This is a genomic window from Tractidigestivibacter sp., assembly GCF_057241865.1.
The window spans coordinates 1-26,725 of the sequence record NZ_DBHHPX010000036.1 but is presented as its reverse complement, the minus strand read 5'-3'; the positions used below and the strand labels follow the sequence as shown (position 1 = coordinate 26,725).

The following is a 26,725-nucleotide window of genomic DNA, read 5'->3' as shown; positions in this document are numbered from 1 at the left end:
GAGAAGTCGGAGGCTGGCCCACCTTTGCCACTTGACAAGTCTATCTACATATCAGCCGGGCCTTCGACCGTACGTCTCTTGGGCATATGCCGAATTTTGGCTTCTCAGCGCAACCCATCGGCTCAGGTGGGGTAGAACAGAAAGCATCACCGCCGCGGGACGGCCGTCCCGCTTCTGAAGGGAGACATCATGGCAGACTTCGATATCGCAGACGGTTTCCGCAAGGTCTTCCTGGCAAGCGTGGGCGCAGTTGCCACCACCGCCGAGAAGTCCCAGGAAGTCATCGATGGCTTTGTGAGGAAGGGCGAGCTTACGGTTGCCCAGGGCAAGGCCATCAACGAGGAGCTCACCCGTAAGGCCAGGGAGGTCGTTGGCGACACCTCTGACGCTGCCCTGCGTGCCAGGATGAAGTCAATGACTCCCGAGGAGCGCGCGGACTTCGCCAAGAAGGTCGCTTCCATGGCCTCCGACCTTGACGCAGATGTTGTTGAGCCGGATTCCGTCGAGGATGCTCCGGTCGATGATGGTGACGCCAAGGAGTAGAACCTGTGCCTGAGGTTCACGACAAAAGTGATGCTGCAACAGGGAGCTCGCCACGTAGCAGTGACGAGCTCCTTGACGCGTGGTACAAGAGCGTGAGCGAGGGGGGCTTCGAGGACGACGACTCGCAGACCATCGGCATCTTCGGCGGCCGTAGCAAGACATCAGATGGGTACGTGTCATCGCGTAGCTCTCGGATGAGACGCGTGCGCGAGATCCTCTCGATTGTCCGTCGCTATGACATCTTTCACGGCCTCACCCCCAAGAGCCTGCGGCACTTGCTCGAGGAGCTGGGCCCAACCTTTGTGAAGGCAGGCCAGATCCTCTCGATGCGCTCCGAGATCCTGCCCGAGAGCTTCTGCCGGGAACTCACCAAGCTCCGCTCTGACGTGGAGCCCATGGACCGCGAGACGGTGCTTCAGGCCTTGCGTGACGAGTACGAGACCCCCATTGAGGACATCTTTGACGCAATTGACGATGTTCCCCTGGGCTCTGCCTCCGTGGCGCAGGTGCACAAGGCCCGTCTCGTCACGGGCGAGATGGTCGCCATCAAGGTGCAGCGGCCCCACGTCCAGGAGACGATGGCGCAAGACATCGCCATCATGCGCTCGCTTGTGGGCTTCATGAATCGCTTCATGTCGGGAAGCCAGTTTCTCGACATGCAGTCGGTAGTGGACGAGCTGTGGCAGTCCTTTCGTGACGAGACGGACTTCCTGGTGGAGGCGAGGAACCTCGAGGAGTTTCGGCGCAACAACGCGGACTGCAGGTTTGTGGACTGCCCCAAGCCCTATCCCGAGCTCTGTGCCAGGCACGTCGTGGTCATGGACTACATTGAGGGCATTCCCATCGACAAGACCGCAAGGCTCGTAGCTGCCGGCTACGACCTCGAGGAGATGGGCACCAAGCTCGTCGACAACTACACGCGCCAGATGATCGACGACGGCTTCTTCCATGCGGACCCGCATCCGGGCAACCTCATCGTTCGCGGTGGGCAGATCGTCTACATTGACTTGGGCATCATGGGAAGGCTCTCCTCGCACGACCGCAGGGCCATGTCGGATATGGTCAAGGCTGTCGCTCTCAGGGACTCCGCGGGACTTGCCGACGGCCTCCTGCGCTTCTCGATATCAGATACGTCTGTGGTCGACCATGCCCACCTGCTCGATGACCTCGACATGATCATTGCGGACTACGGCGAGGCAGACCTCTCGGACCTCAACGTTGGCGCGTTTGTGAACTCGCTCATCTCGATGGCGAGAAAAAACGGCATCGAGCTTCCTGGCACGGTTACCATGCTGGCCCGTGCCCTTGTCACGCTCGAGGGCGTGGTCGACGAGTTCTTGCCTGGCGTCTCGATCATCGAGATCATCACGGCTCACATCAAGGCGCATACCACACCCGAGGACATGCTCAAGCATGAGGCCAAGGGCTTTGCACGCGAGAGCATGCGAGCGGCGCACGGGCTTCTCGGTGCGGCCTCCCAGGCGGACCTTGCCATGAAGATGCTCACGCGTGGTCAGCTGCGGTTCAACCTTGATGTTGCGGGGACCGAGGACCCCATCAACGATATTGCCCACATTGCCAACCGCCTCACGATGAGCGTTATTGTGGCAGGCCTCTTCATCGGCTCGTCTGTGGTCTACTACGCTCGCATCCAGCCGGTCATCTTCGGCATTCCCGTGATTGGGTTTGTGGGCTATCTCGTTGCCTTCGTGCTGGGCGTGTGGGTTGCGAGGAGCATCATCAAGGACGATCGACATCGTTGACGCTAATGCCTTGCCGTAGACCCTGACGCCTTGCGCAGAACTGCCGTGACGATGTCACGCGTAAGCTGATAGACGCCGGGCATCTTTGACTCGCGCGGGCCTGCCACGTTGAGCGTGGTGCCACGCGCCTCAAGCGAGGAGAGCCACAAGAGCGCCTCCTGTGCGTCCCTCTCGGCATCGTGCCCCTCGAGGACCAGCACCGGTCGGCCAAAGCGCTCGGCGAAGATGGCGGTCATCTCGGTGCCGCTTTTGGGCTCGAGGCCACCAGGGGAGACGATGAGCGTGGCGTGGCTGTCGCGCACGTTCCACGCCGTGCGCTCGACATAACCTTCTGCGGCGCCCTCGTGCAGCTCTGGGTATAGGGCGAGAAGGCCCGGCGGCTCGGGAAGGTCTTCCGCCAGGCCGCCGGGCGGGCACCAGCCACAGATGGACACTCCCAGCTCCCGTGCGGCATCGAGGCCGCCACGGTCTGCGCCGGTCTGCCCGCCGGAGCGTACGAGCGAGACGAGCGGCAAGGTATCGATGATGTGGGTGGCCTCAACCTGCTGGTGGGCGATGATCTTTCCGTCGGTGGGGTCCGCGGTCAGCGAGGTCTCCCACTCCTGACGCGTGATGCGCTGCACGTGCTCCTCGTGTGCTATACCGACCCGGTCAACGGCATGCGGGTTGCTATGGTGCGGGCGCAGACCCGCCTTCTCCTGCACCCGCCTGCTTTCCTCGTTGCCCTCGTAGTAGGCGGCGCGTACCGCAGAGAGGCCCTCGACCAGGAAGGCATGGCGAAGCACTTCTCGCACCGCCTCTGTCATGTAGCCATGGCCCCACCAGGGGCGCGCGATCCAGTAGCCAATCTCGGCCTCGTCTGCTGGGAGGTCCTCCCTGCCGCTGTTCCCGGCATGCATGAGGGCGATGGCCCCAATGGGCTCGTCGGCAAGGGCACCCCTGCGGTCCCTGAGCGTGATTGCCCAGGTGTCCGGCAGCATGAGAAGGTCGCACAGGACGGTCTCGCTCTCCTCGATCGTCATGTGGGGTGCCCAACCTGCCCGCGGTCCCACCTCGGGGTCGCTGGCGTAGCGGAAGAGCGCAGGGGCGTCCTTCTCGCGCCAAGGGCGTAGGCAAAGCCTGCCCGTCCGTAGGATGGGGGTCCTTTTCGGCATAGTCTCGCGCATGTGTCTCCTGACGTTATCTTGACTGACACACCATAGCGCAATCGGGGAGTCCTTGGTTCCTAGAGCCTGTGGAAGCGTGGCTCCCAGTGCTCGAAGGTGCAGAGGCTGTCGAACCCCAGCGAGCGGAGGCGGTCCTTCCCAAGGCGGAGGTAGGCGCCAAGGTGCTCCGGGCGGTGCGAGTCCGAGCCCAGCGTGATTACGGTGCCCCCGAGGTCGCGGTAGAGGCGAAGCATGTCGTCCGTGGGCTGGGGCCCTGCAAGCCCGTAGCGCCAGCCGGACGTATTGACTTCGATGCCGTGCCCGCCGGAGATGGCTTTCTCTAGGATGGCAGCCACCACATCCCGCGTGGCCGAGAAGGACAGCGGACCTTCCGGTGTTGGGTCGTAGCGGCGGATGAGGTCCATGTGGGCGAGGACGCTGTAGCCCTCGAAGGCACAGACCACGCGGAGTAGCTCCTCGTAGTATGCTCCCGTGAATTCCCCCTGCGTGCGGCCATGCTGGAAGTCGCCGCTCCAGAACTCCTTGTCACCAACCTGGTGTATGGAGAGTAACGCGAAGTCCATCTGGCTACCGTACTCACGAAGCAGATGCTCGTAGGCAGGAATAGTGTGGGTCTGAACGCCGAGCTCAAGACCTGACGCAATGCGAATCTGGCTGCCGTACTCCTCGCGCATCCGGGAGAGCTCTGCAAAGTACGCCGGGTATGGGCAGTTGGTTACGGGGTGCCCGTCCTCAAAGCGGGCCCCCTTTGGCTGGTCCCAGTCTGGCTTCACGCCGTAGTCGACGTGCTCCGTGAAGCAGAGCTCGTCGAGGTTCAGTCGGATGGCGTCCACCACCACCTGCTCCATGGGATAGGTTGAGTCGTCAGAGTAGGCGGAGTGGACATGGTAGTCGGCAAGCATCAGGGCCTCCTTACATGGCGCTGGACGGGTGGGTGGTGGCTGTCCGCTTGTCGCAGATGCCAAGGCAGACGGTCATGACGGCAAGGAGCACGGCGGCGACGGGTGGCAGGAGCAGGGGTGAGGCGTTCTCGATGGCCATGCCCACAAGGGGTGGCATGGCCATGGAGCCAACATAGGCACAGGCCATCTGGAGTCCCATGAGCGCCTGTGCGTTGCCCGTCCCAAAGCGGGTAGGTGTGAGCTGTATCATCTGCGGGTAGATGGGGGCGCAGCCCACGCCGAGAAGCACCAACCCCACGGCAAGTGCGGCTTCACCTGGCGCAAGCAGCAGCGTTGCCACCCCAGAGGCGATGACCGCCTCCCCAAGCCGCAAGAGCTGCGTTCCCGTCAGGCGCAGCGTGAGCACGCCCGAGACAAAGCGTCCGCACGTGATTCCCGCGTAGAAGAGCGACCCGAGAAGCGCCGCCACGCCTGTGTCGAGGCCATGCCCCAGCACCAGAAAGGTTGGCGCCCAAAGACCGCACGATGCCTCAAGTGCGCAGTAGCAAAAGAAGCCGACAAGCGCCTGGGGGACGCCTGGCAGCGCGATCATCCGGGACCGCGAGCCTGCCCGCCGACCGGCGTCCGTCTCGCCACCCTTGCTGCCTGTGACCCTTGCTCCCCACAGGCGAAGGCTCAGCACGAGGGCGACAACAAGTCCCACCTGGATGAGCCCCACCGCCTGGTATCCGACCTGCCATCCCGCGCCACGCGATATCTGCGCAGCCATGAGCAGCGGGCCCCCGGCTGCTCCTATGCCCCAGCAGCAGTGGAGCCAGTTCATGTGCCTTGCCTCGTAGTGCATGGCCACGAATGCGTTGAGTGCCGCGTCGACCGCTCCCGCACCCAGACCGTAGGGGATGGCCCACAAGACAAGCTGCCAGAACTCGGTGGCGGTGGAGAAGCCAAAGAGCGCTGCGGCAGTGAGGGCGACCGAGGAGGCCGTGAGGACGCCAGTTCCCATACGCCGTACCAGGCGGTTGGTGAGAAGGCTCGAGACGATGGTTCCCAGGCAGATGACGGTCGAGACGATGCCTGCCCACGAGACTGCGGCGTCCACGCCCACATGCATGGTGGGCCACGCCGCACCCAGAAGGCCATCGGGGAGCCCAAGGCTCACAAAGGCAAGGTAGATAATGGCGAGAAGTGCTGCGGACATGGGTCTCCCGTTCGGTATTGCACGCAGGCGGGCCGCCTGCCGCTGTGTAATGTGAAGTGAAATGCTACCCGTCTGCACGCCCCAAAACATGTACTGCATGCCTGTTAGTCACGAGGCCCGCACAGTCGCTGCGGCGTGCGGATCACACAGCGTTCGCGCTACTCCAACTCGAACGCACCCGTATAGAGCTGATAGTACGTCCCGTGCTTGGCAATGAGCTCGTCGTGCGTGCCGCGCTCGATGATGCGACCGTGGTCGAGCACGATGATCACGTCGGAATTGCGGACGGTCGAGAGCCTGTGGGCAATCACGAAGGTGGTGCGCCCATGCATGAGAGCGTCCATGCCACGTTGCACGATCTGCTCGGTGCGGGTGTCGATGGAGGAGGTCGCCTCGTCCAAGATCATGACGGGCGGGTCGGCCACGGCCGCGCGAGCGATGGAGAGGAGCTGCCTTTGGCCCTGCGAGAGCTGCGCGGCGTTGTCGGTGAGCATCGTGCTGTAGCCCTCCGGCAGGCGACGGATGAAGTTGTCCGCGCCGGCAAGGCGTGCCGCGTCCTCGCACTCCTCGTCCGTGGCGTCAAGGCGCCCGTAGCGGATGTTGTCCATGACGGTGCCAGTGAAGAGGTTTGTGTCCTGGAGAACCATTCCCAGCGAACGGCGCAGGTCGGCCTTCCTGATCTTGTTGATGTTGATGCCGTCGTAGCGGATCTTGCCGTCGGCGATGTCGTAGAAGCGGTTGAGAAGGTTGGTGATTGTGGTCTTGCCGGCACCGGTGGCACCCACGAAGGCAACCTTCTGGCCGGGCTTGGCGTAGAGCGAGATGCCGTGCAGCACCGTGTGGTCTGGCGTGTAGCCAAAGTCGACGTCAAAGAGGCGCATGTCTCCCGCAAGCGGCGTGTAGGTTACGGTACCGTCATGGTGAGGATGCCTCCAAGCCCAGCTGTCCGTGCGCTTGTCGCACTCCGCAATCGTGCCAGCGGACGTGCGAGTGACGTTTACCAGCGTGACGTAGCCGTCGTCCCCCTCGGGCTCCTCGTCGACAAGCGAGAAGATGCGCTCGGCACCGGCAAGGCCCATGACCACGAAGTTGATCTGCTGGGAGACCTGACCTATGGAGCCGGCGAAACGCTTCGTGAGGTTCAAGAACGGCACCACGATGTCGATGGAAAGGGCCATCCCCGCGATGGACGGGTTGGCGATGCCAGACGTGAGCATGATGCAGCCGGCGACCGCCACGACGGCGTAAGAAAGGTTGCCCATGTTCATGAGGATGGGGCCAAGCGTGTTGCTGTAGATGTTCGCCTTCTTGGAGGCCTCGAACATCTGGTCGTTCACGGCATCAAAGCCTTCCTCGGTTGCGCGCTCGTGGGTGAAGACCTTGATGACCTTCTGGCCGTTCATGGCCTCCTCGGCAAAGCCCTCCTCGGCGGCAAGGGCTCGCTGCTGGGCGAGGAAGTAGTGGGCAGAGCGTCCGCCCAAGATACGCGTGAGAATGCCCATGATGCCCACCATGACCAGCACGACGATGGTCAGCGGCAGCGAGTACCACAGCATGATGGAGAGCACCGAAATCATGGCCACGGCCATGGTGAGGAGGTTGGGCAGGGACTGCCCCACGAGCTGTCTCAGCGTGTCGACGTCGTTGGTGTAGTGGGACATGATGTCGCCGTGCTTGTGCGTGTCAAAGTAGCTGATGGGCAGGTCCTCCATGTGGTCGAACATCTGGTCTCGGACCTTCATGAGGGTGCCCTGGCAGATGATTGCCCCAAGCTGCGCCTGGGCGATGTTGGCACCAAGCGCAACGAGGTAGCAGGCAATCAGGGTGAGCGTGATGCGCAGAATCTGTGGCTGTGCCGTTGCCCAGTCACCGGTCGCCATGAGCTGCTGCACCACGGCAATGGCCCGCTGCATGAAGATCGAGGGCACGCTTGCGAGAATTGCCGCAACGACAATGCAGATCACTTGTGCGGTCGCGTGAACGGGATAATAGGAGAACACAAGGGCGATAATGCGCCCAAACGTTTCTCCGGGGCGACTTGCGCCATGACCGCGTGCCGGCTCGCCCACGGGTACAGCGGCTGTCTGAGCCACGGGGCCTTCCTTCTCGCTACTCATGGTCAGCCTCCTTTCCAGCCTCGACGGCACTCCTGGAGATTGCCTCCATGGCTTGGTCGTGGGACTGCTTGTTCTGGGTGGTGTACGTCTCGCGATAGATATCGTTCGTGCGCAGGAGCTCGTCATGGGTGCCGACGGCGTCGATGTGGCCGTCACGCATGACCACGATACGGTCTGCGTCCTCCACCGAGCTGGTGCGCTGCGCGATGATGATCTTGGTGGTCTCTGGGATAAAGCTCCTGAAGCCCTCGCGAATGAGGCGGTCGGTCTTGGTGTCCACGGCGCTTGTGGAGTCGTCGAGGATGAGGACCTTGGGCTCCTCGAGCAGTGCGCGAGCGATGCACAGACGCTGCTTCTGTCCTCCCGAGACGTTGGTGCCGCCTTGCTCGATATAGGTGTCGTACTTATCCGGGAACTGCTGGATGAACTCGTCAGCCTGCGCAAGCTTGCACGCCTCGAGCATCTGCTCGTCGGTGGCGTTGGGGTTTCCCCAGCGCAGGTTGTCCTTGATGGTGCCCGAGAAGAGCACGTTTCTCTGGAGCACCATGGCCACCTGGTTGCGCAGCGTGTCAAGGTCATACTCGCGCACGTCGTGGCCGCCCACGCTCACCGTCCCCTCCGTTGCGTCGTAGAGGCGGCAGATGAGCTGGACAAGCGTGGACTTCGAGGAGCCCGTGCCGCCAATCACGCCGATGACCTCGCCGCTCTTGATGTGCAGGTCGATGTCATCGAGTGCCATGCGGTCGGCCCTGCGGGAGTACTCAAAGCTCACATGGTCAAAGTCGATGGAGCCGTCAGGCACCTCCATGACGGGGTTCTCGGGGTTCCTGAGGTCTGGCTCCTCGCGGAGCACCTGGCAGATTCGCCGCGAACTCTCCTCTGCCATCGTGACCATCACGAAGACCATCGAGAACATCATGAGGCTCATGAGCATCGAGAAGCCATAGGTGATGAGTGCGGAGAGCTGGCCTACGCCCATGAGCTGGCCCTGGCTCGAGACAATGGCCTGCGAGCCGAAGTAGATAACGAAGGTGTAGATGACGTCGATGGCAAGCGTCATGAGGGGCTGGTTCCAGGCGAGAATGCGCTCTACGTGCACGAAGTCGTGGTAGATGGTGCCCGAGGCCTCGTTGAACTTCTCCTTCTCGTAGTCTTCTCGCACATAGGACTTCACTACGCGGATGCCGCTCACGTTCTCCTCGACGGAGTCGTTCAGGCGGTCATACTTCCTAAAGATTCGGCGGAAAATCGGCATCACCGTGACGGCGATCTTGAAGATCCCCCAGCCCAGCCCAAAGGCGACAAGCACATAGACAACGGCCATGGGTCCGCCCGACACAAAGGCCATGATGATGGAGAAGAGTGCCAAGAGCGGACAGCGGATGGCGGTACGGATGAGGGACATGTAGGCGTTCTGCACGTTTGTGACGTCGGTCGTAAGGCGCGTCACGAGGGAACTCGTAGAGAAGCGGTCGATGTTGGAAAACGAGAAGCCCTGAATCTTGTGGAACAGGTCATGTCGAAGGTTCTTCGAGAGGCCCGTCGAGGCTATCGAACACGTGATGCCTGCCGAGGTGCCAAACGCAAGCGAGATGAGCGCCAGGCAGACAAGCACCGCGGCGTATCCCCAGATGACCTGCATCCCAGCTCCAGCATCAAGCTGATCTATGAGCTGCGCCGTCACGAACGGGATGGTGCACTCGACGAGTGCCTCGCCTGTCACGAGGAAAGGCGTTGCAATCGAGAGGTTCTTGTACTCGCGCAATGACGTTGAGAGCGTGGAGACTATCTCCTTGAGTGAGTAGTCCGGAAGGGAGCCGTCTGCTCCTTCGACCATCGTTGCCTGTATCTTCTTTGAGATGCTCACTGCTGCATCGCCCCCTCCCGTTCCTCGATTTCTTCCCAATGCCCTGCGAGACGGTCGAGCATGCCCAGAAGGAGCCTCTTCTCATCCTCGTCCAAGACCGAAAGCGCGTCTGCCTCAAATTCGGCACGCCTCTTGGCGCATTCTTTGGCCTCTTCGCGCCCCGCTTCCGTGAGCGTCACATCGAGCTGGCGTTTGTCGGTGGTAGAGCGCGTACGTGTGATATAGCCTTCCGACTCCAGCTTGGCGAGTACCTCAGAGACCGCCGCCGAGCTAATGGGGGTTGTCTCTTGGAGCTCTCTTTGGGTGACGGAGTCCCCGCTCCGCAGAAGGCGCACGAGCATGTGCTGCTTGCCGCTGCGGCCCCCCGCGTGAAGGTGGAGAAAATGGCCAAAGTAGCCAAGGTCCTTGAGGATTCGGCTCTCAGTCGTGGCGTCGGCACAATATGGCCGTCGGCACCGAGCGTTCTGTCGTGTTTCCAAACAGGTACTTCCAATCCATGTAGTCCAATTGGTCAAAAAAAGATTAAGTACCTTGCGATTTAATGTCAAGGTACTTAACGATTCTTCTCACATCGACTCCACCAAAGGGTCACCTTACAAAAACACGGTGTCTACCTGCGAAAAAGCCGTCAACTTACAATTGCGCCAACGCATGTAATGCAAATGTAAGGGGTAGTCAGGCGCTGGTAAGGACTTCTTGACGAGGCCCGAACGATGCCCAAGGGGCCATACGATGCAAATCGACAAGACCGACCGCCAGGCGTTGGCGGCATGGTCACACCCTCTGGAAGGGGAAGCATGGCAGATAGTCTCTCTCGTCGTTCGTTCCTCACGCTTGCCGGTGGCACCGTTGCGGCAATTGCCGGTCTTGGCCTTGTGGGGTGCGGTGGGTCAGGGAGTCCGACCAGCTCCTCCGATGGTTCCAGCGGCTCTACAAGCTCGGCTGCCGCAAGCCTCTCCGGTACTGTGAACTGCTCTGGCGCTGCCTCGTTCCAGCCGCTGATCGAGGCGGCAGCCAAGAAGTTCATGGACGCCAACCCCGACGTGACCGTCGCCCGATGCCAAGGCCCTCACGGACAACCAGGTGTGCGTCGTTGGCATGGGCCCAATCGTGAACTCGAAGGTCGATGTTGACAGCCTCACCACCGACCAGCTCAGGGGCATCTTCACTGGTTAGGTCACCGACTCCTCGGGTACCGTTGTCGATAAGACCCCTCGCTTCTCCTGCTTCGACGATTCGAAGTTCAAGGCCCTCAAGGTCGACGGTGCCAATCCTGCGGCGGACAGCGTCTGCGACGGCACATTCAAGGTCTGGACGCATGAGCACATGTACGAGAAGGATGCCGACGAGGTCCGGGGCAGCCTCGTAGAGGAGCAGGGCTTCATCCCCCTACCAAGATGAAGGCCAAGAAGGACGTTTCCGGCACCATTGCGAACGCCTGGTAACACGTCAACCTCCTTGGGGCATCCGCGCATTGTGTGGATGCCCCTTGCTGGGTAGAAAGGCAACCCATGGCTAAACGCCTCATGAGAAAGAAGAGCTTGGAGGAGTGGGACTCACCCTTGCTGGTGCCTGCGCTGCCCTTGTGGCCTTGGCCGTTGTCACGCTGGCCTTCATGGATTTTGCCAACGGTCACAACACCCCCCCATCGACGACTTCCCCTCCGTCCCCCATCAGCATCGTGGGGGTTCCTATGCCCCTGGTTGCACATGCTGGGAGACCACGTGCCACGTGCTGCTTCCCGCAGCCATGCCTGCCATCGTGACCGGCGTCGTCATCTCTGCCGGACGTGTCTTTGGCGAGGCGGCCGCACTGATCTTCACCTCTGGCTCCGCTGCCGCGAACATCAGCTTTGCGAGCACGAGCCTCTCGGGCCCCGCATAGCCCCTGGAACATCTTCAGGCCGGCGGAGACGCTTGCCGCCGTCCACATCTGGAAGCTCAAGATGGAGCCCACCCCAGGCAACGACGGGATCGTGTGGGGCACGGCCGCCGTGCTTATCGTCTGCGTGTTGCTCCTCAACATCCTCGCACTCGTGCCCGGCAAGGCGCTCATCGTGGAGAGCCTCACGCTCTGGCCCGACTGTCGCGAGGCAACTATCAACGGCGGCCGCGCTCGCCTACCATGCGTGAGTTCGACTTGCTCGAGTTTCTCATGGGAGTCCCGGCGTGGGCTTCTCGCGCGGGGCCCTGCTCCAGCGCGGCTGGGGCTGGGGCTTTGACGATAGTTCGCGCACAGCGGACATGCACGTGCAGCAGATTCGCGCCAAGTTTGGGGATTCTTCCGGCCTCATCGAGACCGTCCGCGGCGTCGGCTATCGCATGCGTAGGTAGGCGACGCGCGTGGGCGAGAGATCCAAGGGTGTCGCTCGTTCGCCTCGGTCGCTGAGACGGAGCGTCTCCATCTCGTTTGCAACCTCATGCTCCGTCGTCGCCGTGCTGCTGCCCACGCTCTCCTTGTTTTACCAGGCGTCCGTTCTCGGGGATGCCAAGGCCATGCGCCATGCTGGAGTGTGAGTGTGCAACGCCTGCCACTGCCATCGACGACGGGGGGTGGGACCGCGGGCGAGATAGCCCTTTTGGAGTCGGTTGACTTTGGCGGGGTGAGAGCCACACTCGTGGCGCCCGATGGCACGGTGTTCTTCGACTCTGACGTCGACGCCGCCACGCTTGAGAATCACGCGGGTCGCCCGGAGACAGCCTCGGCGTTCCAGACGGGCGATGGCGAGTCTGACCGCGACTCCGGGCGCTGGGTTACGTGAGCCTGTATAGGGCACCGACGACATGTGTCGCGAGTTTACGGCCAACGTGACGCACGAGCCCAAGACGCCCATCTTCGCCATCTCCGACGCTTCGGAGCTTATCCGAGATGGAATGGTGCGGTCAGAGGACATCCCCGACCTTGCGAGTCGCATCTACGATGACGCGCAGTGCCTTGCAGGGAAATACGCGCCTGCTTGACGAGATGGTGGGGAGCCTCGTCTCGAACGCCATTCGGTACAATCGTCGCGGCGGCAGTGTCCATGCGTGGGTTCTGCCCCAGGACGGGCACCCTTGCGTGTGGGTTTCTGATACGGGCATAGGTATTCCCGAGGAGGCCCAGCCCAAGGCATTCGAGCGCTTCTACCGAGTGTGAGACAAGGGGAGACGAGGGGACAGCCCCCTCGCCTCATCGCTACTGCGTGGTGCGCACCGTCGTCCCGTGCTCGCTCGCGCGCAGAATGCGCACCCAGAGCTTCGGCATGGCCTCGCTCACCGCGCGCGCAACGTTTGCGGCGCGCTCATCGCCGTCGGCAATTGCCAGCATCGTTGCGCCCGAGCCCGAGATGAGAAACGTGCACGCCCCGTTCTTATGCGCAACGTCGTGCAGCATCTGGTAATCGGGGATGAGGGGGGCGCGGTACGGCTCGTGGATTCTGTCATGGCAGCATGCGCGAATGGCATCGGCATCGCCCTTTGCCATGGCGCTCACCATCGCGAGGCAACGCCCCACCTGCCACGAGACGGTGCCCGTGGGCACCATGGCGGGAAGCGCACGGCGAGCATCGCGCGTGAGGACGCGGTAGGGGGGAGCCATGCAAACAAAGCGCAGGTTGTCGGCTACCACCCAGCGTGTCGTGACGGTCGAGTGGCCCTCGACGTAAGAGCTCACAAGCCCGCCCATCACGGCAGGGGCAACGTTGTCAGGGTGGCCCTCGATGACGGTGGCGAGAGAAAGCGTGCGCTCACGGTCGAGCGGCAGGTCGGCAAGGGCCTGTGCCGCGGCGATGCCCGCCACCACGCAGGTGGAGCTTGATCCAAGCCCGCCGGCAGGCGGGATGGTGCAAGACTCCGTGATGTGAAGCGGCTGCGCCTTAAGGCCAAACTCCTTGCACGCGCGCAGGTAGGAAGTCCACACCAGGTTGTCCTCGCCGGTAAGCTCTGGGGCGCACCCATCGATCTTCAGCGTCTCGGCCGGCACGAAGGCAAACTCTGCGGCATAGTCCAGCGCAAGCCCCAAGACGTCGAAGCCCACGCCCAGGTTGGCAGACGTAGCGGGTACGCTCACATGTACGGTTCCACCCATGGCAGGCCGACCCTTCTCGGCGGCGCTCACAGGAAGATCCTCGCACACGCAGACTCCACGAATGCACCCAGCTTGTCTCGGTCGCAAACGTCGTCGTGAAGGCTCTCGGCATCGCGCAGGCTGGAGAGCTGCGTGGGTGCCACGGTGCCGGTGATGTGCTCAAGCGAGTCCATGCTGGCAAAGCCGTTCATGCCCGAGGCGTCCACGCCAAGTGCGCCTAGGACGTCTGCTGGGAACTTGTACGGACTTGCTGTGGAGAGGCACACCCGTGCCGAGCCGTCCTTGGGCAGCGCGTCCATAACGTGCTTCGCGACGGCGGTGTGCGGGTCGATAAGCTTGTGGCAGGCCTCCCAGGTAGCGCTGATGGCCTCGCGTGCCATCTCGTCGTCTGCGCGCCCGCAGCCAAAGGCCTGCTGGATGTTGGCGAGAAGCGCCGGCGGCACGGTGTAGGCGCCCTTCTCGGCAAGGCCCTCCATGAGGGACGAGACAAGCTCGACATCGCCATCAGAGGCGAAGTAGAGGAGGCGCTCGAGGTTCGAAGAGACGAGGATGTCCATCGAAGGCGAGATGGTCTTCACAAACGGACGCCTGAGGTCGTAGGTGCCCGTGGTCAGAAAATCGGTGAGAACATCGTTGGCGTTTGAGGCCACGACCAGCTTGCGCACGGGCAGGCCCATGCGCTTCGCGTAGTATCCTGCGAGGACGTCGCCAAAGTTGCCCGTCGGGACCACGTAGGCGACCTCGTCACCCTGCGCAATGGCACCAGTGCGCACCAGCTGGGCATAGGAGTCAAAGTAGTAGGTCACCTGCGGAGCAAGGCGCCCCACGTTAATTGAGTTGGCGCTTGAGAGCACCACGTTGCGTGCGGAAAGGCGCTCTGCGAGCCCATGGTCGGAGAAGATGCGCTTGACCTCGGACTGCGCGTCATCGAAGTTGCCGCGGATGGCGCAGACGGCAACGTTTCCGCCAACCTGCGTGACCATCTGGAGGCGCTGAATGTCCGAGACCTTGCCCCAGGGGTAGAAGACGCAGACCCCGGTATGGGGCACGCCCGAGAAGCCATCGAGCGCCGCCTTGCCGGTGTCGCCAGAAGTAGCGGTCACAATCATCACGTCATGGCCGTCGCCCGCGCGTGCAACACCCATGAGCTGCGGCAGCATCTGCAGCGCAACGTCCTTGAAGGCGCAGGTGGGGCCATGGAAGAGCTCGAGGAGCCAATCTGGGCCAAGCGGCGTGACGGGGCACACTGCCGTGGTGTCCCATTGGGGCCCATAGGCGGCGCTCACGCAGGAGGCAAGCTCTTCTGCCGTGTAGTCGGGCAGGAGCACTCCCAGCACGCGCTGTGCCGTTTGGGTGAAGTTGCTGGCACACACCTCGGTAAGGTCGAGCTTCTCCGAACCAAGTGCATCAGAGACGTAGAGGCCCCCATCTGGCGCAAGTCCGGCGAGAATTGCTTGCTTGCTTGTTACCAATTCCCCGCGCGAACGGGTGCTGTGGTAGAACGTTTCCACGGTCGGCTCCTTGTGTCGTTTGGCCCTGCATCGTGTCCAGCACGTATCATAGCTGGTGCCGTGCATGGTCGTGCGGCGCGGGACACACGACGACACACACTTGAAAGAGATTGGAAGCCGATGAAGATAGCCATCCTAGGGTACGGCACCGTTGGCCGTGGCGTTGCGCAGATTATCGAGGAGCGCGTGCCCGAGGTCCAGGTTGCCCGCATCCTCGAACTGCCCGACCGTCTCACCGACCCACGCATGACCTCCAACTACCAGGACATCGCGGATGACCCATCCATCGAGCTTGTGGTGGAGTGCATGGGCGGCATAGAGCCCGCCCACACATTCATCCTCCAGGCGCTTAGCGCGGGCAAGCACGTCGTGACCTCGAACAAGGCCGTTGTCGCGGCCCATTTTGCAGAGTTTGCCGCAGCTGCCTCCAAGGCCGGCGTGGGCCTTCTCATCGAGGCCTCTGTGGGCGGTGGCATCCCCTGGATCGCGAGTATCGAGAAGGTCCGTCGCATCGAGGAGGTCCGGTCCTTCTCGGGCATCATGAACGGAACCACCAACTACATCGTCTACTCCATGCTGAAGGATGGGGCAGACTTCGCAGAGGTTCTGAGCAAGGCCCAGGAGCTTGGCTTTGCCGAGAGGGACCCCACCGCCGACATCGATGGCATCGACGTGCGCAACAAGACCATCATCTCGGCATCTGTGGCCTTTGATGTGGCCTGCACGCAGGACCTCCCGGTCTCCGGCATCAGGAACCTCACCAAATATGACCTCAGCCTCTTTGGCAGCCGCGGCCTCACGGTCAAGCTCATCGGGCGGGGCGTCCAGGCCGATGGACGCTATGCCGTCTCGGTCGAGCCCGTTGCCGTAAGCACGTCCACGCTCGAGGCAAACGTGCCTACCAACTTCAATCTGGTGACGCTTGACGCGTCCTCCATTGGCGAGCTCAAGTTCTACGGGCAAGGTGCGGGAAGCCTCCCCACAGGCAATGCCATCGTCCAGGACATTCTCGACTGCGTGGCCGGTAGGAGGCCCGTCTACGACTTCTCTTACGACCTCGCATACGACCCTGCCATGCTGCATGGGCCCTATGTGTATCGCACCGAGGCGACCATTCCCGGCTCCACCTTCTACGAGCCCGGTGCCGTCGTCGTGAACGACCTTACCGCCACCCAGGCGCGCGTCCTGCTCGAAGATGCTTTGAAGTCTGACCCAACCACGTTCATGGCGGCTGTGCCCCAGAACAGCTAGGAGAGGATCACATGATCAAGATCTGCAAGTTCGGGGGCTCCAGCGTCGCTACCGCTGACCAGTTCCGTAAGGTCAAGGCCATCGTTGAGTCGGATCCCGACCGCCGCTTTGTGGTCGTCTCGGCCGTGGGCAAGCGCTTCTCGGGCGACAACAAGATCACCGACCTGCTGCTTCTCGTGAACGCCCACATCGAGTATCACGTGGACTGCACGTCGCTTCTCGCCGACATAGAGCAGCGCTTCGTGGACATCGCGGACGAGCTTGGCGTCAAGTGGCCCGTTGCCGAGAAGTTCGAGACCTTTGCCGCCAACATCAAGAAGCACTCGCCGGAGTACGTGGTCTCGCGCGGTGAGTGGTTCACCGCGAACATCATGGCCGAATACCTGGGGCTTCCCTTTGTCGATGCAGCCGACGTCATCGTGTTTCACCACGACGGCAACGTGGACATGGAGCGCACGGCAGCGCGTCTCAGGGACTTTGCGCACAGAAACGGCGCCTTTGTCCTGCCCGGCTTCTACGGGGCCACGGTCGACGGTGCCATTAAGCTCTTCCAGCGTGGCGGCGGTGACATCACGGGTGCCATTGCGGCGCGCTGCCTCGATGCGGACGTCTACGAGAACTGGACGGACGTCTCGGGCTTCCTCTCCGCTAACCCCAAGATCGTCGAGAACCCCCGCTCCATCCGCCGCATCACCTTCGACGAGATGCGCGAGCTCTCCTACATGGGGGCCTCCGTCCTGCAGGAGGAAGCCATCTTCCCGGTGCGCGAGGTCAACATCCCCATCAAGATCATGAATACCAACCGGCCCCAGGATGCGGGAACGACCATCCGCGAGACGGCCGAGGCCGGAGCGGACGAGCACCTGATCACCGGCATCGCGGGTCGCAAGGACTTCATGGCGGTGCACGTCAAGAAGGCCCACATGTCCAACGAGGTGGGCGTCGTCTCTCGTGCGCTCTCCATCTTCGAGCGCTACGGCGTCTCCATCGAGCACATTCCCACAGGTGTTGACTCGTTTGGCGTGGTAGTTGCCGCCGCCGACGTCAAGGACAAGATCTACTCGATCATCAATGACGTCCGCCGCGAGATCAAGCCCGATGACATCGTGATGGTCGACAAGCTGGCGCTCATTTCGGTGGTTGGTCGCAACATGTCCAAGCGCTCGGGCACCTCGGGAAAGATCTTCGGTGCGCTTGGTGACGCCGGCATCAACATTCGCATGATCACCCAGAGCTCGGAGGAGATCTCGATCATCGTGGGCGTTGACAACACCGACTTCGAGCGTGCAATCAAGGTCATCTACGAGCGCTTTGTTCGCAACGAGATGGTTTCGGCCGAGAAGGCCTAGCAAGCCAGGCAGCCGCCCGTACGGGCACGCACAGAGAGGAGCCACACCATGGCAGACAAGACCGTTGCCATTCTCGGCGCCACCGGCGTCGTTGGCACGCAGATGATCCAGTGCCTCGAGGAGAGGGGCTTCCCCGTGGGCAGGCTCGTGCCCCTCGCGAGCGCGCGTTCGGTGGGCAAGACCATCGCCTTCCACGGCGAGGACGTTCCCGTGGCCGAGGCCGTGCCCGAGGCCTTCAAGGGCGTCGACATCGTCCTGGGTGCGGCGGGGGATGCGATTGCAAAGGCACTGCTCCCCGAGGCCGCCAGGCGAGGCGCGGTGTGCGTGGACAACTCGCACGCCTTCCGCCTCGACCCCGATGTGCCGCTGGTCGTCCCCGAGATCAACGCGGAAGACATTGCCAACCACCCGCGCAACATCATCGCCAACCCCAACTGCGCCACGATCATTGGGCTTGTGCCCACTTGGCCGCTCCACAAGCTGGCCGGCCTGTGCCGTCTGATCGTTTCCACCTACCAGGCAGCCTCTGGCGCGGGCATGCCCGGCCTGAGGGAGCTCCAGCGCGAGATGAGCGTCGTGGCCAATGGAGGCGAGATGGGGGACACCAACCCCTTTGCCTATCAGCTTGCGGCCAATCTCATCCCGCAGATTGGGTCTTTCAAGGGCGAGGGCTACACCTCCGAGGAGTGGAAGATGCAGAACGAGGGCAGGAAGATCATGCACTTGCCCGAGGTTCGCGTGAGCTGCACTTGCGTGCGCGTGCCGGTCATGCGCTCGCACTCCGAGTCCATCACGGCGGAGTTCGACCGTCCCATCTCGCCCGACGAGGCACGCGAGGCCCTTGCCGTCGCTCCCGGTGTCAAGGTTGTCGACGACCCCGCCAACCTGCGCTACCCCATGCCGCTTGAGACCTCCGATCAGGACCTCGTCTTTGTGGGCCGCATCCGTCGCGACCTCTCGGCACCCGATGGCGTGAACTCCCTCACCTTCTGGTGCTGCGGCGACCAGATTCGCAAGGGCGCCGCCACCAATGCCGTCCAGATCGCAGAGCACCTGCTCTAGGCGGGGGGAGTCGCATGGCGCTGCTTTCCAGCTACTATCTCCCCGGCATATACGCGGAGGACCATTCCGTCGAGGTTCCGCTCGATTGGCGTGGCACGAGTCCGGCTGCGCTTGCCGGCGACGCTCACGACGAGCCATCGGCGCTCGCCCTTGAGGGGTCTGCCGAGAAGCCCGACCCTGCGTTCGTCGGCAAGAGCATCAAACTTTTCTATCGCGTACTCTGCTCACCAGAGAACGTGGGACGTGACCTGCCTCTCGTTGTGTTTCTCCAAGGTGGTCCGGGCGGCGCGTGCCCGCGTCCGCTTTCGCCCCAGAGCGACGGGTGGGTTGAGGAGGCGCTCCGGCACTTTCGCGTGGTCCTCCCCGACCAGCGCGGATGTGGTCGCTCTACGCGTGTGGATGGCGCGCGTATCGCTTCGGTGGGTGCCGAGGCTGCGGCGCAGGGGGCAGACCCTGCCCGCCGGCAGGCCGACTACCTCAAGCGCTTCCTGGCAGACTCGATCATTCGTGACTTCGAGTACCTGCGTCTTGCGGAGTTCGAGGGCCAACGGTGGGTAACGCTGGGCCAGAGCTATGGCGGGTTTCTCACGCTTGCCAACCTCTCCACCTTTCCGGCTGGGGTTGCGGCAAGCTTTACCTGCGGTGGCATCCCGCATGTGCCGGCGAGTGCTTCTGAGGTCTATGCGCACACCTTCCCGCGGATGGCTGCCAAGACGCGCTCCTACTACGAACGTTATCCAGAGGACGAAAAGCGCGTTGCCCTCGTCGCCGACCGCCTTGCGGCCGGCGACGTGACCCTTCCGGACGGTTCTCCGCTCTCGGTGAGGCGTCTCCAGCTTGTGGGCGGCGGCCTGGGCATGAAACCCGCTCCCGAACGCCTGCACACCCTTTTCGACCTCGCCTTTGCGGATGGCGATGGCTCCTGCGACGACGCTCTTGCCACCGCTGGGGGAGACGCTTCCCGCGTGCGTCTGTTTGGTGGTTTTGTCGATCAGGTCCAGTCAATGACCTCCTCGTATATGACGCCGCTGTACTGGACGCTCCAGGAGCTCATCTACGCAGACGCCACGCTCGATGCCCCCATCATGTGGGCGGCGGCACGCGAGGCGTCAGGCCGTCCGGAGTTCTCCGAGGATGCGCGTCCCCTCATGCTCTTTGCGGAGGCAGTGTTTCCCTGGATGTTCGAGGAAGATCCCTCGCTCAAGCCGTTTGCGGCTGCGATGGACGTTCTCATGGCCGACACTGCCTTTGGGCGCCTCTACGACCAGGAGCAGTTGGCGAGAAACGAGATACCGCTCTATGCGGCTGTCTACTTCGACGATGCCTATGTCGACTCGGAGCTTCAGCTGGACACGCTTTCGCGCGTGGGCGCGAGCCACGCTTGGGTGACCAATGAGTTCGAGCACGACGGCCTGCATGGCAGCGTGGTGTTCAAGCGCCTCTACGACGAGGCGTACAACCGCGGAGACCTCAAGGATGTGAGGTAGGGGAGAGGCGATTTTTGCGCTAGAATGACAAAGCCATGAAGCCATGCTCCCTTAACTCAGCTGGATAGAGTAGCGGACTTCTAATCCGAATGTCGAGGGTTCGAATCCCCCAGGGAGCACCAGACAAAACCCCAGGCCACGGCTACTTCGGCCGTGGCCTGGCTCGTATATTGGGGCCTACGGCTGCAAGGGTGGCTGCAAATCCTCAAGCCGCTCTCTGGCAGCGAGTACCCCAGCAACCGTCTTCCCGTCCTGTATGAGGCCTTCCGAAATCGCGCGTATGACATCTTCCATGGGTAGCCACACAACGCGCACGACCTCACCCTCGTCAGGCTTTGCCGCGCCCTGAGACAGACCTTGCGCAAAGAAGACCTCGGTGTGCTCGTCTGTGAATCCGGGGGAGCCCAATACCGTTGCCAGGTGCACGAGCTTCTCGGCAGAAAGCCCTGTCTCCTCGGCAAGCTCGCGTGCGGCGCAGTCCTCGCCGCGCTCGTCGTGCTCGAGCTTGCCTGCTGGAATCTCCAGCGTGACGCGCCCAAGGACCACCCGGTACTGACGGACCAGGCACACCCGCCCGTCGCGTATGGCTACAACCCCAGCGCCACCATGATGGTGGACAACCTCGCGCCAGGCATGGGAACCGTCGGCAAGCTCCACTTCAAGATGGCTTACCGAGAAGATCCTACCTTGCCAGATGTGCTCGTTGGTCGTCACGCGCTCCACGAGAGAGGGGTCGAGGGCGAGTGCTTTGCGGACTTCGTCAAGACTGGAATCTCCGCTGGCAAAAGTCTGGGCGATGGTGTCCACTTGTTCCTCCTGGATTGGCTGTGGCGTGACCCTTCCCTACGATAGCTGCTTTCTGCTTGCCGGTGTGTGCTTTTCCGAAACCCTGGGCGCCGCGCGAACCCCACTGGGGGGCAGAATCCTTTCGACTGGTGGCACAAATTTACGGTTGGTGGCAGTTTTTCGGGGACCCATCGAGTAGCAACTGGTTTGATGTTTGTTAAACCCCAGGTCACGGATTTGCGACTCTTACCAAGGCATATAAAGACTTTTCCCGGAACTGCCACCAACCGTCAAAACATGCCATAGCCCTGTCTGCCTACGGCTCCAGCCTACGCAGGAATTGTTAAGCAAAAAATGCATGCGAACCGAAAGTGTTGAACGAAGGCCATGTCGTCGCTATCCTGTACTCCATCGCGCTAAAGTGCCACGGCCGATGGGCCCAGCATGCAGGCGGGGCTTCAGCAAACAGACACGCAGGAAATCCTTGGATGGGAGCAACCATGTCAAACGCCACGCTCAACCGTCGCCAGTTCATCACGGCAGCCCTAGGGCTCACCGGAGCCTTAGGGCTTACTGCCTGTGGCTCCGCTACAGGTGGGTCCACCTCTACCACCAGCACGACCTCGTCCTCTGACACCCCTTCCACCTTCGATGGCAAGTTCGTCCTTGGCTTCGACCAGGACTTCCCCCCATACGGCTACGTGGGTGACGATGGCTCCTACACGGGCTTTGACATCGACCTTGCCCAGGCTGTCTGCGACCGCGAGGGATGGACGCTCGTGGCCACCCCAATCTCCTGGGACGCCAAGGACACCCTCCTCAACTCCGGCCAGATTACCTGCATCTGGAACGGCTTCACAATCGAGGGTCGTGAGGAAGGCTACGCCTTTACCGACCCCTACATGGAGAACCGTCAGGTCATCGTTGTTCCCGCTTCTTCTGACGTTCAAAAGCTCTCCGACCTTGCCGGCAAGAATGTGATTACGCAGGCGGATTCCGCCGCGCTCGACGTTCTTTCCGAGGGTGGCTCGCAGGAGGAGCTCGGCAAGAGCTTTGGTAACCTCCAGACCATTGACAACTACAACACTGCGTTCATGATGCTCGAGAGCGGCCAGGTAGACGCCATCGCCATCGATTATCCCGTCGCCGTCTTCAACATTGGCGACAAGACTGCCGACTTCCGCATCCTAGGCGAGAACCTCAACTCCGAGCACTTTGGCGTGGGCTTCGCAAAGACCGACGAGGGCGAGCAGCTGGCCAAGACCGTCGAGGCGGACCTCCAGGCGCTCGACGCCGCCGGCACCGTCAAAGAGCTCTGTGACAAGTACGCTGAACAGGGGGTCTCTTATGACCTGTGGTGCCTGCCTAAGGCATAGGCCAACCACATGGCGATGGCGCAGACGATGGCGCGGTAAGGGGGCTGGTAAGGTGGACTTTTCGACGATGCTGGGGATGCTCCTCTCGGGGTATCGCATATCGATGATCATATTTGCGGTTACGCTCGTGGGGTCCATTCCCCTGGGCATGCTGGTGGCCCTCGGGCGCCTCTCCAAGTTCAGGCCGCTGTCCCTGCTCATGCAGCTCTTCATTTCCGTCCTGCGCGGAACGCCCCTCATGCTGCAGATGTTCGCCGTCTCCTTCATGCCGTACTACGTCTTTGGCCTCAAGACCGACGCGAACTTCCCCATGATCGCGGTGCTCATCTCCTTTGTCATCAACTACGCGGCCTACTTCGCCGAGATCTACCGCTCTGGCATCCAGTCCATCCCGCAGGGCCAGTACGAGGCTGCCGAGGTCCTTGGCTACTCAAGCAGTCAGACCTTCCAGCGCATCGTGCTGCCGCAGGTGGTCAAGCGTGTGCTTCCCGCCATGGGCAACGAGGTGGTTACGCTGGTCAAGGACACCTCGCTTGCCTTCTCGCTTGGCGTCCTCGAGATGTTCACGCAGGCGCGAGCCATCGTCACGAGCCAGCGCACCATGGTCGCCTTCGCTGCGGCCGCACTCATCTATTGGGCTACCTGCCTCGTCATCGAATGCATCATGAGGCGCATCGAGAAGAAGCTGGACTACTACCATGACTAACGCCGAGAAGCACGGCGCCCGCACGTCTCGCCACCAGATACCCGTGCCCGACGCGTCCGTCTCGCAGATCCTTGGCCTCCCCGCCGTCTACGTGAAGGGCGCGCGCAAGTCCTTTGCTGGGCGAGGGGTGCTCCATGACGTGTCTCTCTCCATTGCGCGTGGCGAGGTTGTCTCGGTCATTGGTCCCTCTGGTGCCGGAAAGTCGACGCTCCTGCGGTGTCTCACATTGCTCGACACCTTTGATGCGGGCGAGCTCTACTACGGCAGCCTCCGCGTGACCGAGCAAGACGAGAGCGGACACGCCATCTACTCCAAAGAGGCCAGCGCCAAGGCGCGCATGCAGTTTGGCATCGTATTCCAGAACTACAACCTCTTCCCGCACTTTACCGTCATGCGCAACGTCTGCGATGCTCCCATCGCGGTGCAGGGGAGAGACCCTGCCAGGGTTGAGGCCGAGGCAAAACAGATCCTTGACCGCTTAGGTCTGGCAGAGCATGCCGAGAAGGTCCCCAACCAGCTTTCCGGTGGTCAGCAGCAGCGCGTGGCGATCGCGCGGGCACTTGCCATGCACCCCAAGGTCCTCTATTTCGACGAAGCGACCTCCGCACTTGACCCGCGCCTTACTGCGGACATGCGGCGCATCATCCGCGAGCTTGCGGATGATGGCATGGCCGTGGGCATCGTGACCCACGAGATGGGCTTCGCGCGGGACGTGTCGGACCACGTGGCGTTCCTGCTCGATGGGCGCATCGTGGAGGAAGGGCCAGCCGACGAGGTTATGGAGAACCCCTCCGATGCCCGCGTGCAGGAGTTCTTGGCCACGGCGGAGGACTAGAAGCTACTTTTATGAAGGGTCCTGTGTCAAGACGAACCACGACGCATAAACTGGTATTTTACGGTTTCGGTGCCATCGGAATGTGATTCTCGGAAAAGTTCTTCAAGAAAGCGCTTGCATCTCTCTGATTCTTTGTCATAATAAACGAGCACTTTACGAGGTGGGCCAAATGGTGGGTGTAGCTCAGTTGGAAGAGCGACGGACCGTGGCTCCGTAGGTCGAGGGTTCGAACCCCTTCACCCACCCCATCTGAAAGCCGAATATGGGTCGTTAGCTCAGTTGGTAGAGCAGGGGACTCTTAATCCCAAGGTCGAGGGTTCGACCCCCTCACGACCCACCACGAATCCGCAGCCCAAGGCACCGATTGCCCTGGGCTTTTTTCGTGGCGCACACAGGTTGGAACACGTGTACTGGTCCGCGCACACGAAATGGAGCGGGGAATTGGCGAACGCAGCGTGACCCAGCACAACTTTTGATATGGTCTAGGAGCATGTCGGACGTGATCGTATCCCTCCTGCGAGGATGGGTCGAGAATCCGAGCCCGCCAAGCGAGCACCCACGCCGTGCACCGTCAGCCAGGGACAGGGTCCGCATGTCCGTGGCCGTCCCGTGCGACCTCCACGTAGAGCTCGGCGTGCGCCTTGCGGGCATGCCCGAGTACACGTCCGCCTCTGCGGTAGTGAGGGAGCTCCTCAAAGCCTGGGCGGGTGGGAGCGCGACTACGCAAGGGCCCAGCATCACCTGCCCGAGGCGAGCACCCTTGCCCTGAAGGCCTCGATCGCGGCTCGGGGAAGCCAGGTGGGTGTCACCTACGCCTGTAGGCCTCGCTCCTGTGGGCCACCCCAACGACGACGAGGACGACGAGGACCTCGTCCTCAATGTCGCAGATCACGCGGTAGTCCCCGACACGGTATCGCCAGAGGCCGGCGAGGTTCCCTACGAGCGCCTTCCCCCGGCTCCTCGGGTCCTCCAGGCCGGCGACCTCTGCCAGCTCGCCCCGTATCCGTCTCGCGACCTGCCTGTCGAGCTTGCGAAGGTCCCTGACGGCCTTCCCCGAGACCCTAATCGTCCAGGCCAAGCATCTCACCGACCTCGTCGAGGCTGTAGGTCTTCAGCCTGCCGGCGCGGAAGTCCTCGACCTGCTTGAGGATCCCGTACTCGTACTCGAGCTGGTCTATGGAGTCCGCCAGTGCCTCAGTCATGTAGTAGGTCTTGGTCCTGCCCGTCTCCTTCGCCAGGCGGTCGTACCTCTTCGCGAGGTCCTCGGGCAGCCTGAGCGCGGTCGTCGTGGTCATGTCGCACCTCCAGAGCATTGTTTGCGTGTTTTACATGTTAACACATTCCATGGAGTTGTTGGAAATGTCAGGAAGCATCCCTTGGCAGAGTATTGGCGTGAGGGACTAAATGCTGTCTGGTCGAGTAGGGTTGTTTGGGGGCTCTTTGTTCGAGGATGACATCAATTGCCGACATGAAGTTAATGTCTGAGAAAATCGCGGATATCAACATGGGAAAGGATATTTACGTTGACCTGCTTGAGGGTGGTGATTTAAATGATTCTAGCCTGCTAAAATTGATTATTGATTAGTCAGATATATCACTTTAGCTCAATTTATACGGTGTAAATGAAAGGGATGAGTCAGCATGCAAAGTGATTATGTCAGTCCAAATGCAAGTCGCATGAATCCTAACTCAATTACGCCGCAGGGCGCATGGTTTTACTCGGAGAGCGTAGTGGCGGGCTATGCATATGTACTCGGGGCAGAGGTTGCCGCCGTGGTTCAGTTGGACATTTTTGTCGAGGTTGCAGGGCCCATGGCAAGCCAGGTCGCATAAGCTTGGATTGCGAGAGAGGTGCATATCCACATGATTAATGCGTCGCTTAGCTTCCTGATATGCGTCGCCGTTGGGGTGTTGATTGGGGGGGGACAGGCATCTACATGGTTGCCTCCGGCGATGCGACGCCGCTCCACAGCTATCACAGGTCGAACGTCCAGCCGCAGGATCTGGCAGTACTCGCCCGCTGGAGCGGCCTGGGAGCGGTCATGTTGGGGGTTGGCATCATCCTGCTCTCTCTGCCCCTCCTGGCCAAGACACGATCCCTTCCCGGATGGGCGAGAGGGATGCTCCCCGTTGTCCTTGGGGGAGCATCCCTGATTATCGGTGCCGTGGTGATAACAGTATCCATCGTCTACTACAACGGTGCGATTGTGGCGTCATGAGGGACGGGGCCAAATGGTGGAGAACTTCTTCGTCGGGATTGTAGTCGGCGTCCTCCTCGGGGGCACGGGTGCCTGGATGATGGTCACAAGGGGTGCTGTCCTGTTCCACTCCTATCGTCGCACGACAACGGGAGACTTATCAGCTGACGGATGGACATGCGCGTTTGCCACTGCTGCTGTTTTATGAGCCTTCGGTAGTTCTCGTGGCTTGGGGGTCGGCTAGGCCGCCGTCGCCTTGTTGGCCTTCTCCCTCTCCTCTTCCTGTCGCGCTCCCTGTCCCTCCTCTTCCTCTCGTCCCCCCTCCTCTCCTCCTCTCCCCGGTCCTCCCACGGGAGCGCGGGCTGCTCGTCAGAGCACCGCAGCATGAGGAGGGCCACCAGGTTGTCCGTGTTCCTGAAGCCGTAGCCCATCCGCATGGTGACCTTGATCTCGTTGTTGATGCTCTCGACGCGCCCGTTGCCGATGCCTGTTAACGTCAATCTACATTTCACCGTTCGCGCCAAACAACCGCCGCCGGACGCA

The 26,725-nt window shown here is 61.9% G+C and carries 29 protein-coding genes and 3 tRNA genes; 20 read left to right on the top strand and 12 right to left on the bottom strand.

Going from position 1 to position 26,725, the window contains the following annotated elements; translation table 11 throughout:
* Window positions 1-189: 189 nt before the first annotated feature.
* Both ACO59D_RS10645 and ACO59D_RS10640 read left to right on the top strand, forming a co-directional pair.
* The gene (locus ACO59D_RS10645; RefSeq protein ID WP_485126959.1) at window positions 190-543 is read left to right on the top strand and encodes a phasin family protein; all 354 of its coding nucleotides are present in this window, start codon (window positions 190-192) and stop codon (window positions 541-543) included.
* A 5-nt stretch (window positions 544-548) separates the two neighbouring features.
* Window positions 549-2,306 (top strand): ABC1 kinase family protein, encoded by a 1,758-nt coding sequence (locus ACO59D_RS10640; RefSeq protein WP_485126958.1) that lies wholly within the window; start codon window positions 549-551, stop codon window positions 2,304-2,306.
* 2 nt (window positions 2,307-2,308) lie between these two features.
* On the opposite strand, the gene ACO59D_RS10635 is transcribed toward ACO59D_RS10640, so the two are convergent.
* From ACO59D_RS10635 to ACO59D_RS10610, 6 genes are all read right to left on the bottom strand, one after another.
* The gene (locus ACO59D_RS10635; protein WP_485126957.1) at window positions 2,309-3,460 is read right to left on the bottom strand and encodes a GNAT family N-acetyltransferase; all 1,152 of its coding nucleotides are present in this window, start codon (window positions 3,458-3,460) and stop codon (window positions 2,309-2,311) included.
* Window positions 3,461-3,531: 71 nt separating this feature from the next.
* Entirely contained in the window at window positions 3,532-4,374 is an 843-nt protein-coding gene (locus ACO59D_RS10630) for a histidinol-phosphatase HisJ family protein (protein WP_485126956.1), read from the bottom strand.
* Between the two features lie 10 nt (window positions 4,375-4,384).
* Window positions 4,385-5,572: an MFS transporter gene (locus ACO59D_RS10625; protein WP_485126955.1), complete on the bottom strand. Its 1,188-nt coding sequence runs from the start codon at window positions 5,570-5,572 to the stop codon at window positions 4,385-4,387.
* 158 nt (window positions 5,573-5,730) lie between these two features.
* Window positions 5,731-7,689 carry an ABC transporter ATP-binding protein gene (locus ACO59D_RS10620; protein ID WP_485126954.1) on the bottom strand — a complete coding sequence of 653 codons (1,959 nt, stop codon included), beginning with the start codon at window positions 7,687-7,689 and terminating at the stop codon, window positions 5,731-5,733.
* Window positions 7,682-9,526 carry an ABC transporter ATP-binding protein gene (locus ACO59D_RS10615; RefSeq protein WP_485126961.1) on the bottom strand — a complete coding sequence of 615 codons (1,845 nt, stop codon included), beginning with the start codon at window positions 9,524-9,526 and terminating at the stop codon, window positions 7,682-7,684. The genes ACO59D_RS10620 and ACO59D_RS10615 overlap by 8 nt, the downstream gene beginning before the upstream one ends.
* A gap of 26 nt (window positions 9,527-9,552) precedes the next feature.
* Window positions 9,553-10,035, bottom strand: coding sequence for a MarR family winged helix-turn-helix transcriptional regulator (locus ACO59D_RS10610; RefSeq protein ID WP_485126953.1), 483 nt, complete (start codon window positions 10,033-10,035; stop codon window positions 9,553-9,555).
* Between the two features lie 318 nt (window positions 10,036-10,353).
* Between ACO59D_RS10610 and ACO59D_RS10605 the strand changes: the two genes are divergently transcribed.
* From ACO59D_RS10605 to ACO59D_RS10575, 7 genes are all read left to right on the top strand, one after another.
* A complete protein-coding gene (locus ACO59D_RS10605) occupies window positions 10,354-10,689 on the top strand; it encodes a hypothetical protein (protein ID WP_485126952.1) in 336 nt (111 codons plus the stop codon).
* Window positions 10,690-11,128: 439 nt separating this feature from the next.
* The gene (locus ACO59D_RS10600) at window positions 11,129-11,440 is read left to right on the top strand and encodes an ABC transporter permease subunit (protein ID WP_485126960.1); all 312 of its coding nucleotides are present in this window, start codon (window positions 11,129-11,131) and stop codon (window positions 11,438-11,440) included.
* A gap of 61 nt (window positions 11,441-11,501) precedes the next feature.
* On the top strand, window positions 11,502-11,777 hold the full coding sequence (locus ACO59D_RS10595; RefSeq protein ID WP_242622224.1) for a hypothetical protein: 276 nt from the start codon (window positions 11,502-11,504) through the stop codon (window positions 11,775-11,777).
* Window positions 11,725-11,889: a winged helix-turn-helix domain-containing protein gene (locus tag ACO59D_RS10590; RefSeq protein ID WP_485126951.1), complete on the top strand. Its 165-nt coding sequence runs from the start codon at window positions 11,725-11,727 to the stop codon at window positions 11,887-11,889. Before ACO59D_RS10595 ends, ACO59D_RS10590 begins: the two co-directional genes overlap by 53 nt.
* A gap of 269 nt (window positions 11,890-12,158) precedes the next feature.
* Window positions 12,159-12,317 (top strand): hypothetical protein, encoded by a 159-nt coding sequence (locus ACO59D_RS10585; RefSeq protein ID WP_485126950.1) that lies wholly within the window; start codon window positions 12,159-12,161, stop codon window positions 12,315-12,317.
* 22 nt (window positions 12,318-12,339) lie between these two features.
* Window positions 12,340-12,516, top strand: coding sequence for a hypothetical protein (locus tag ACO59D_RS10580; protein WP_485126949.1), 177 nt, complete (start codon window positions 12,340-12,342; stop codon window positions 12,514-12,516).
* A complete protein-coding gene (locus ACO59D_RS10575) occupies window positions 12,491-12,691 on the top strand; it encodes an ATP-binding protein (protein ID WP_485126948.1) in 201 nt (66 codons plus the stop codon). The genes ACO59D_RS10580 and ACO59D_RS10575 overlap by 26 nt, the downstream gene beginning before the upstream one ends.
* A gap of 39 nt (window positions 12,692-12,730) precedes the next feature.
* On the opposite strand, the gene thrB is transcribed toward ACO59D_RS10575, so the two are convergent.
* Together thrB and thrC are read right to left on the bottom strand one after the other, a co-directional pair.
* Window positions 12,731-13,669, bottom strand: a complete 939-nt coding sequence (gene thrB, locus ACO59D_RS10570; protein ID WP_485126947.1) for a homoserine kinase — start codon at window positions 13,667-13,669, stop codon at window positions 12,731-12,733.
* Window positions 13,648-15,132 (bottom strand): threonine synthase, encoded by a 1,485-nt coding sequence (thrC, locus tag ACO59D_RS10565; protein WP_485126946.1) that lies wholly within the window; start codon window positions 15,130-15,132, stop codon window positions 13,648-13,650. Before thrC ends, thrB begins: the two co-directional genes overlap by 22 nt.
* Window positions 15,133-15,252: 120 nt before the next feature.
* On the opposite strand from thrC, the gene ACO59D_RS10560 reads away from it, so the two are divergent.
* From ACO59D_RS10560 to ACO59D_RS10540, 5 genes are all read left to right on the top strand, one after another.
* Window positions 15,253-16,383, top strand: coding sequence for a homoserine dehydrogenase (locus tag ACO59D_RS10560; RefSeq protein ID WP_485126945.1), 1,131 nt, complete (start codon window positions 15,253-15,255; stop codon window positions 16,381-16,383).
* Window positions 16,384-16,394: 11 nt separating this feature from the next.
* Window positions 16,395-17,732 (top strand): aspartate kinase, encoded by a 1,338-nt coding sequence (locus ACO59D_RS10555; protein ID WP_485126944.1) that lies wholly within the window; start codon window positions 16,395-16,397, stop codon window positions 17,730-17,732.
* A 48-nt stretch (window positions 17,733-17,780) separates the two neighbouring features.
* The gene (locus tag ACO59D_RS10550) at window positions 17,781-18,794 is read left to right on the top strand and encodes an aspartate-semialdehyde dehydrogenase (RefSeq protein WP_485126943.1); all 1,014 of its coding nucleotides are present in this window, start codon (window positions 17,781-17,783) and stop codon (window positions 18,792-18,794) included.
* 14 nt (window positions 18,795-18,808) lie between these two features.
* Window positions 18,809-20,281, top strand: coding sequence for an alpha/beta fold hydrolase (locus ACO59D_RS10545; RefSeq protein ID WP_485126942.1), 1,473 nt, complete (start codon window positions 18,809-18,811; stop codon window positions 20,279-20,281).
* Between the two features lie 45 nt (window positions 20,282-20,326).
* Window positions 20,327-20,403, top strand: a tRNA-Arg gene (locus ACO59D_RS10540).
* 55 nt (window positions 20,404-20,458) lie between these two features.
* Here the strand turns inward: ACO59D_RS10540 and ACO59D_RS10535 are convergent.
* A complete protein-coding gene (locus tag ACO59D_RS10535; protein ID WP_485126941.1) occupies window positions 20,459-21,088 on the bottom strand; it encodes an NUDIX hydrolase in 630 nt (209 codons plus the stop codon).
* Window positions 21,089-21,567: 479 nt separating this feature from the next.
* On the opposite strand from ACO59D_RS10535, the gene ACO59D_RS10530 reads away from it, so the two are divergent.
* From ACO59D_RS10530 to ACO59D_RS10510, 5 genes are all read left to right on the top strand, one after another.
* On the top strand, window positions 21,568-22,443 hold the full coding sequence (locus ACO59D_RS10530) for a transporter substrate-binding domain-containing protein (RefSeq protein WP_485126940.1): 876 nt from the start codon (window positions 21,568-21,570) through the stop codon (window positions 22,441-22,443).
* Window positions 22,444-22,495: 52 nt separating this feature from the next.
* The gene (locus tag ACO59D_RS10525; RefSeq protein WP_485126939.1) at window positions 22,496-23,149 is read left to right on the top strand and encodes an amino acid ABC transporter permease; all 654 of its coding nucleotides are present in this window, start codon (window positions 22,496-22,498) and stop codon (window positions 23,147-23,149) included.
* Complete coding sequence (locus ACO59D_RS10520; RefSeq protein ID WP_485126938.1) at window positions 23,142-23,984, top strand: amino acid ABC transporter ATP-binding protein; 843 nt, start codon at window positions 23,142-23,144, stop codon at window positions 23,982-23,984. Before ACO59D_RS10525 ends, ACO59D_RS10520 begins: the two co-directional genes overlap by 8 nt.
* A gap of 172 nt (window positions 23,985-24,156) precedes the next feature.
* A tRNA-His gene (locus tag ACO59D_RS10515) sits at window positions 24,157-24,232 on the top strand.
* A gap of 16 nt (window positions 24,233-24,248) precedes the next feature.
* A tRNA-Lys gene (locus ACO59D_RS10510) sits at window positions 24,249-24,324 on the top strand.
* A 465-nt stretch (window positions 24,325-24,789) separates the two neighbouring features.
* Here ACO59D_RS10510 and ACO59D_RS10505 read toward each other — a convergent pair.
* Window positions 24,790-25,071, bottom strand: coding sequence for a type II toxin-antitoxin system RelE family toxin (locus tag ACO59D_RS10505; RefSeq protein ID WP_485126937.1), 282 nt, complete (start codon window positions 25,069-25,071; stop codon window positions 24,790-24,792).
* Window positions 25,046-25,279, bottom strand: a complete 234-nt coding sequence (relB, locus tag ACO59D_RS10500) for a type II toxin-antitoxin system RelB family antitoxin (RefSeq protein WP_130812279.1) — start codon at window positions 25,277-25,279, stop codon at window positions 25,046-25,048. Before relB ends, ACO59D_RS10505 begins: the two co-directional genes overlap by 26 nt.
* 642 nt (window positions 25,280-25,921) lie before the next feature.
* Here relB and ACO59D_RS10495 point away from each other — a divergent pair.
* Entirely contained in the window at window positions 25,922-26,203 is a 282-nt protein-coding gene (locus tag ACO59D_RS10495) for a hypothetical protein (RefSeq protein WP_485126936.1), read from the top strand.
* 83 nt (window positions 26,204-26,286) lie between these two features.
* Here ACO59D_RS10495 and ACO59D_RS10490 read toward each other — a convergent pair.
* Window positions 26,287-26,725, bottom strand: a 439-nt coding sequence (locus ACO59D_RS10490) for a transposase (protein ID WP_485126935.1), incomplete at its 5' end; no start/stop codon positions are given.

Bases quoted from the DNA above. Each gene is read 5' to 3' on its own strand.
- ACO59D_RS10615 (WP_485126961.1), bottom strand. From the start codon at position 9,526: ATGGTCGAAGGAGCAGACGGCTCCCTTCCGGACTACTCACTCAAGGAG.
- ACO59D_RS10620 (WP_485126954.1), bottom strand. From the start codon at position 7,689: ATGAGTAGCGAGAAGGAAGGCCCCGTGGCTCAGACAGCCGCTGTACCC.
- ACO59D_RS10635 (WP_485126957.1), bottom strand. From the start codon at position 3,460: ATGCCGAAAAGGACCCCCATCCTACGGACGGGCAGGCTTTGCCTACGC.
- ACO59D_RS10630 (WP_485126956.1), bottom strand. From the start codon at position 4,374: ATGCTTGCCGACTACCATGTCCACTCCGCCTACTCTGACGACTCAACC.
- ACO59D_RS10560 (WP_485126945.1), top strand. From the start codon at position 15,253: ATGAAGATAGCCATCCTAGGGTACGGCACCGTTGGCCGTGGCGTTGCG.
- ACO59D_RS10580 (WP_485126949.1), top strand. From the start codon at position 12,340: ATGTGTCGCGAGTTTACGGCCAACGTGACGCACGAGCCCAAGACGCCC.
- ACO59D_RS10645 (WP_485126959.1), top strand. From the start codon at position 190: ATGGCAGACTTCGATATCGCAGACGGTTTCCGCAAGGTCTTCCTGGCA.
- relB (WP_130812279.1), bottom strand. From the start codon at position 25,279: ATGACCACGACGACCGCGCTCAGGCTGCCCGAGGACCTCGCGAAGAGG.
- ACO59D_RS10605 (WP_485126952.1), top strand. From the start codon at position 10,354: ATGGCAGATAGTCTCTCTCGTCGTTCGTTCCTCACGCTTGCCGGTGGC.
- ACO59D_RS10530 (WP_485126940.1), top strand. From the start codon at position 21,568: ATGTCAAACGCCACGCTCAACCGTCGCCAGTTCATCACGGCAGCCCTA.
- ACO59D_RS10595 (WP_242622224.1), top strand. From the start codon at position 11,502: ATGGAGCCCACCCCAGGCAACGACGGGATCGTGTGGGGCACGGCCGCC.
- ACO59D_RS10625 (WP_485126955.1), bottom strand. From the start codon at position 5,572: ATGTCCGCAGCACTTCTCGCCATTATCTACCTTGCCTTTGTGAGCCTT.
- ACO59D_RS10520 (WP_485126938.1), top strand. From the start codon at position 23,142: ATGACTAACGCCGAGAAGCACGGCGCCCGCACGTCTCGCCACCAGATA.
- ACO59D_RS10555 (WP_485126944.1), top strand. From the start codon at position 16,395: ATGATCAAGATCTGCAAGTTCGGGGGCTCCAGCGTCGCTACCGCTGAC.
- ACO59D_RS10550 (WP_485126943.1), top strand. From the start codon at position 17,781: ATGGCAGACAAGACCGTTGCCATTCTCGGCGCCACCGGCGTCGTTGGC.
- ACO59D_RS10495 (WP_485126936.1), top strand. From the start codon at position 25,922: ATGGTTGCCTCCGGCGATGCGACGCCGCTCCACAGCTATCACAGGTCG.
- ACO59D_RS10545 (WP_485126942.1), top strand. From the start codon at position 18,809: ATGGCGCTGCTTTCCAGCTACTATCTCCCCGGCATATACGCGGAGGAC.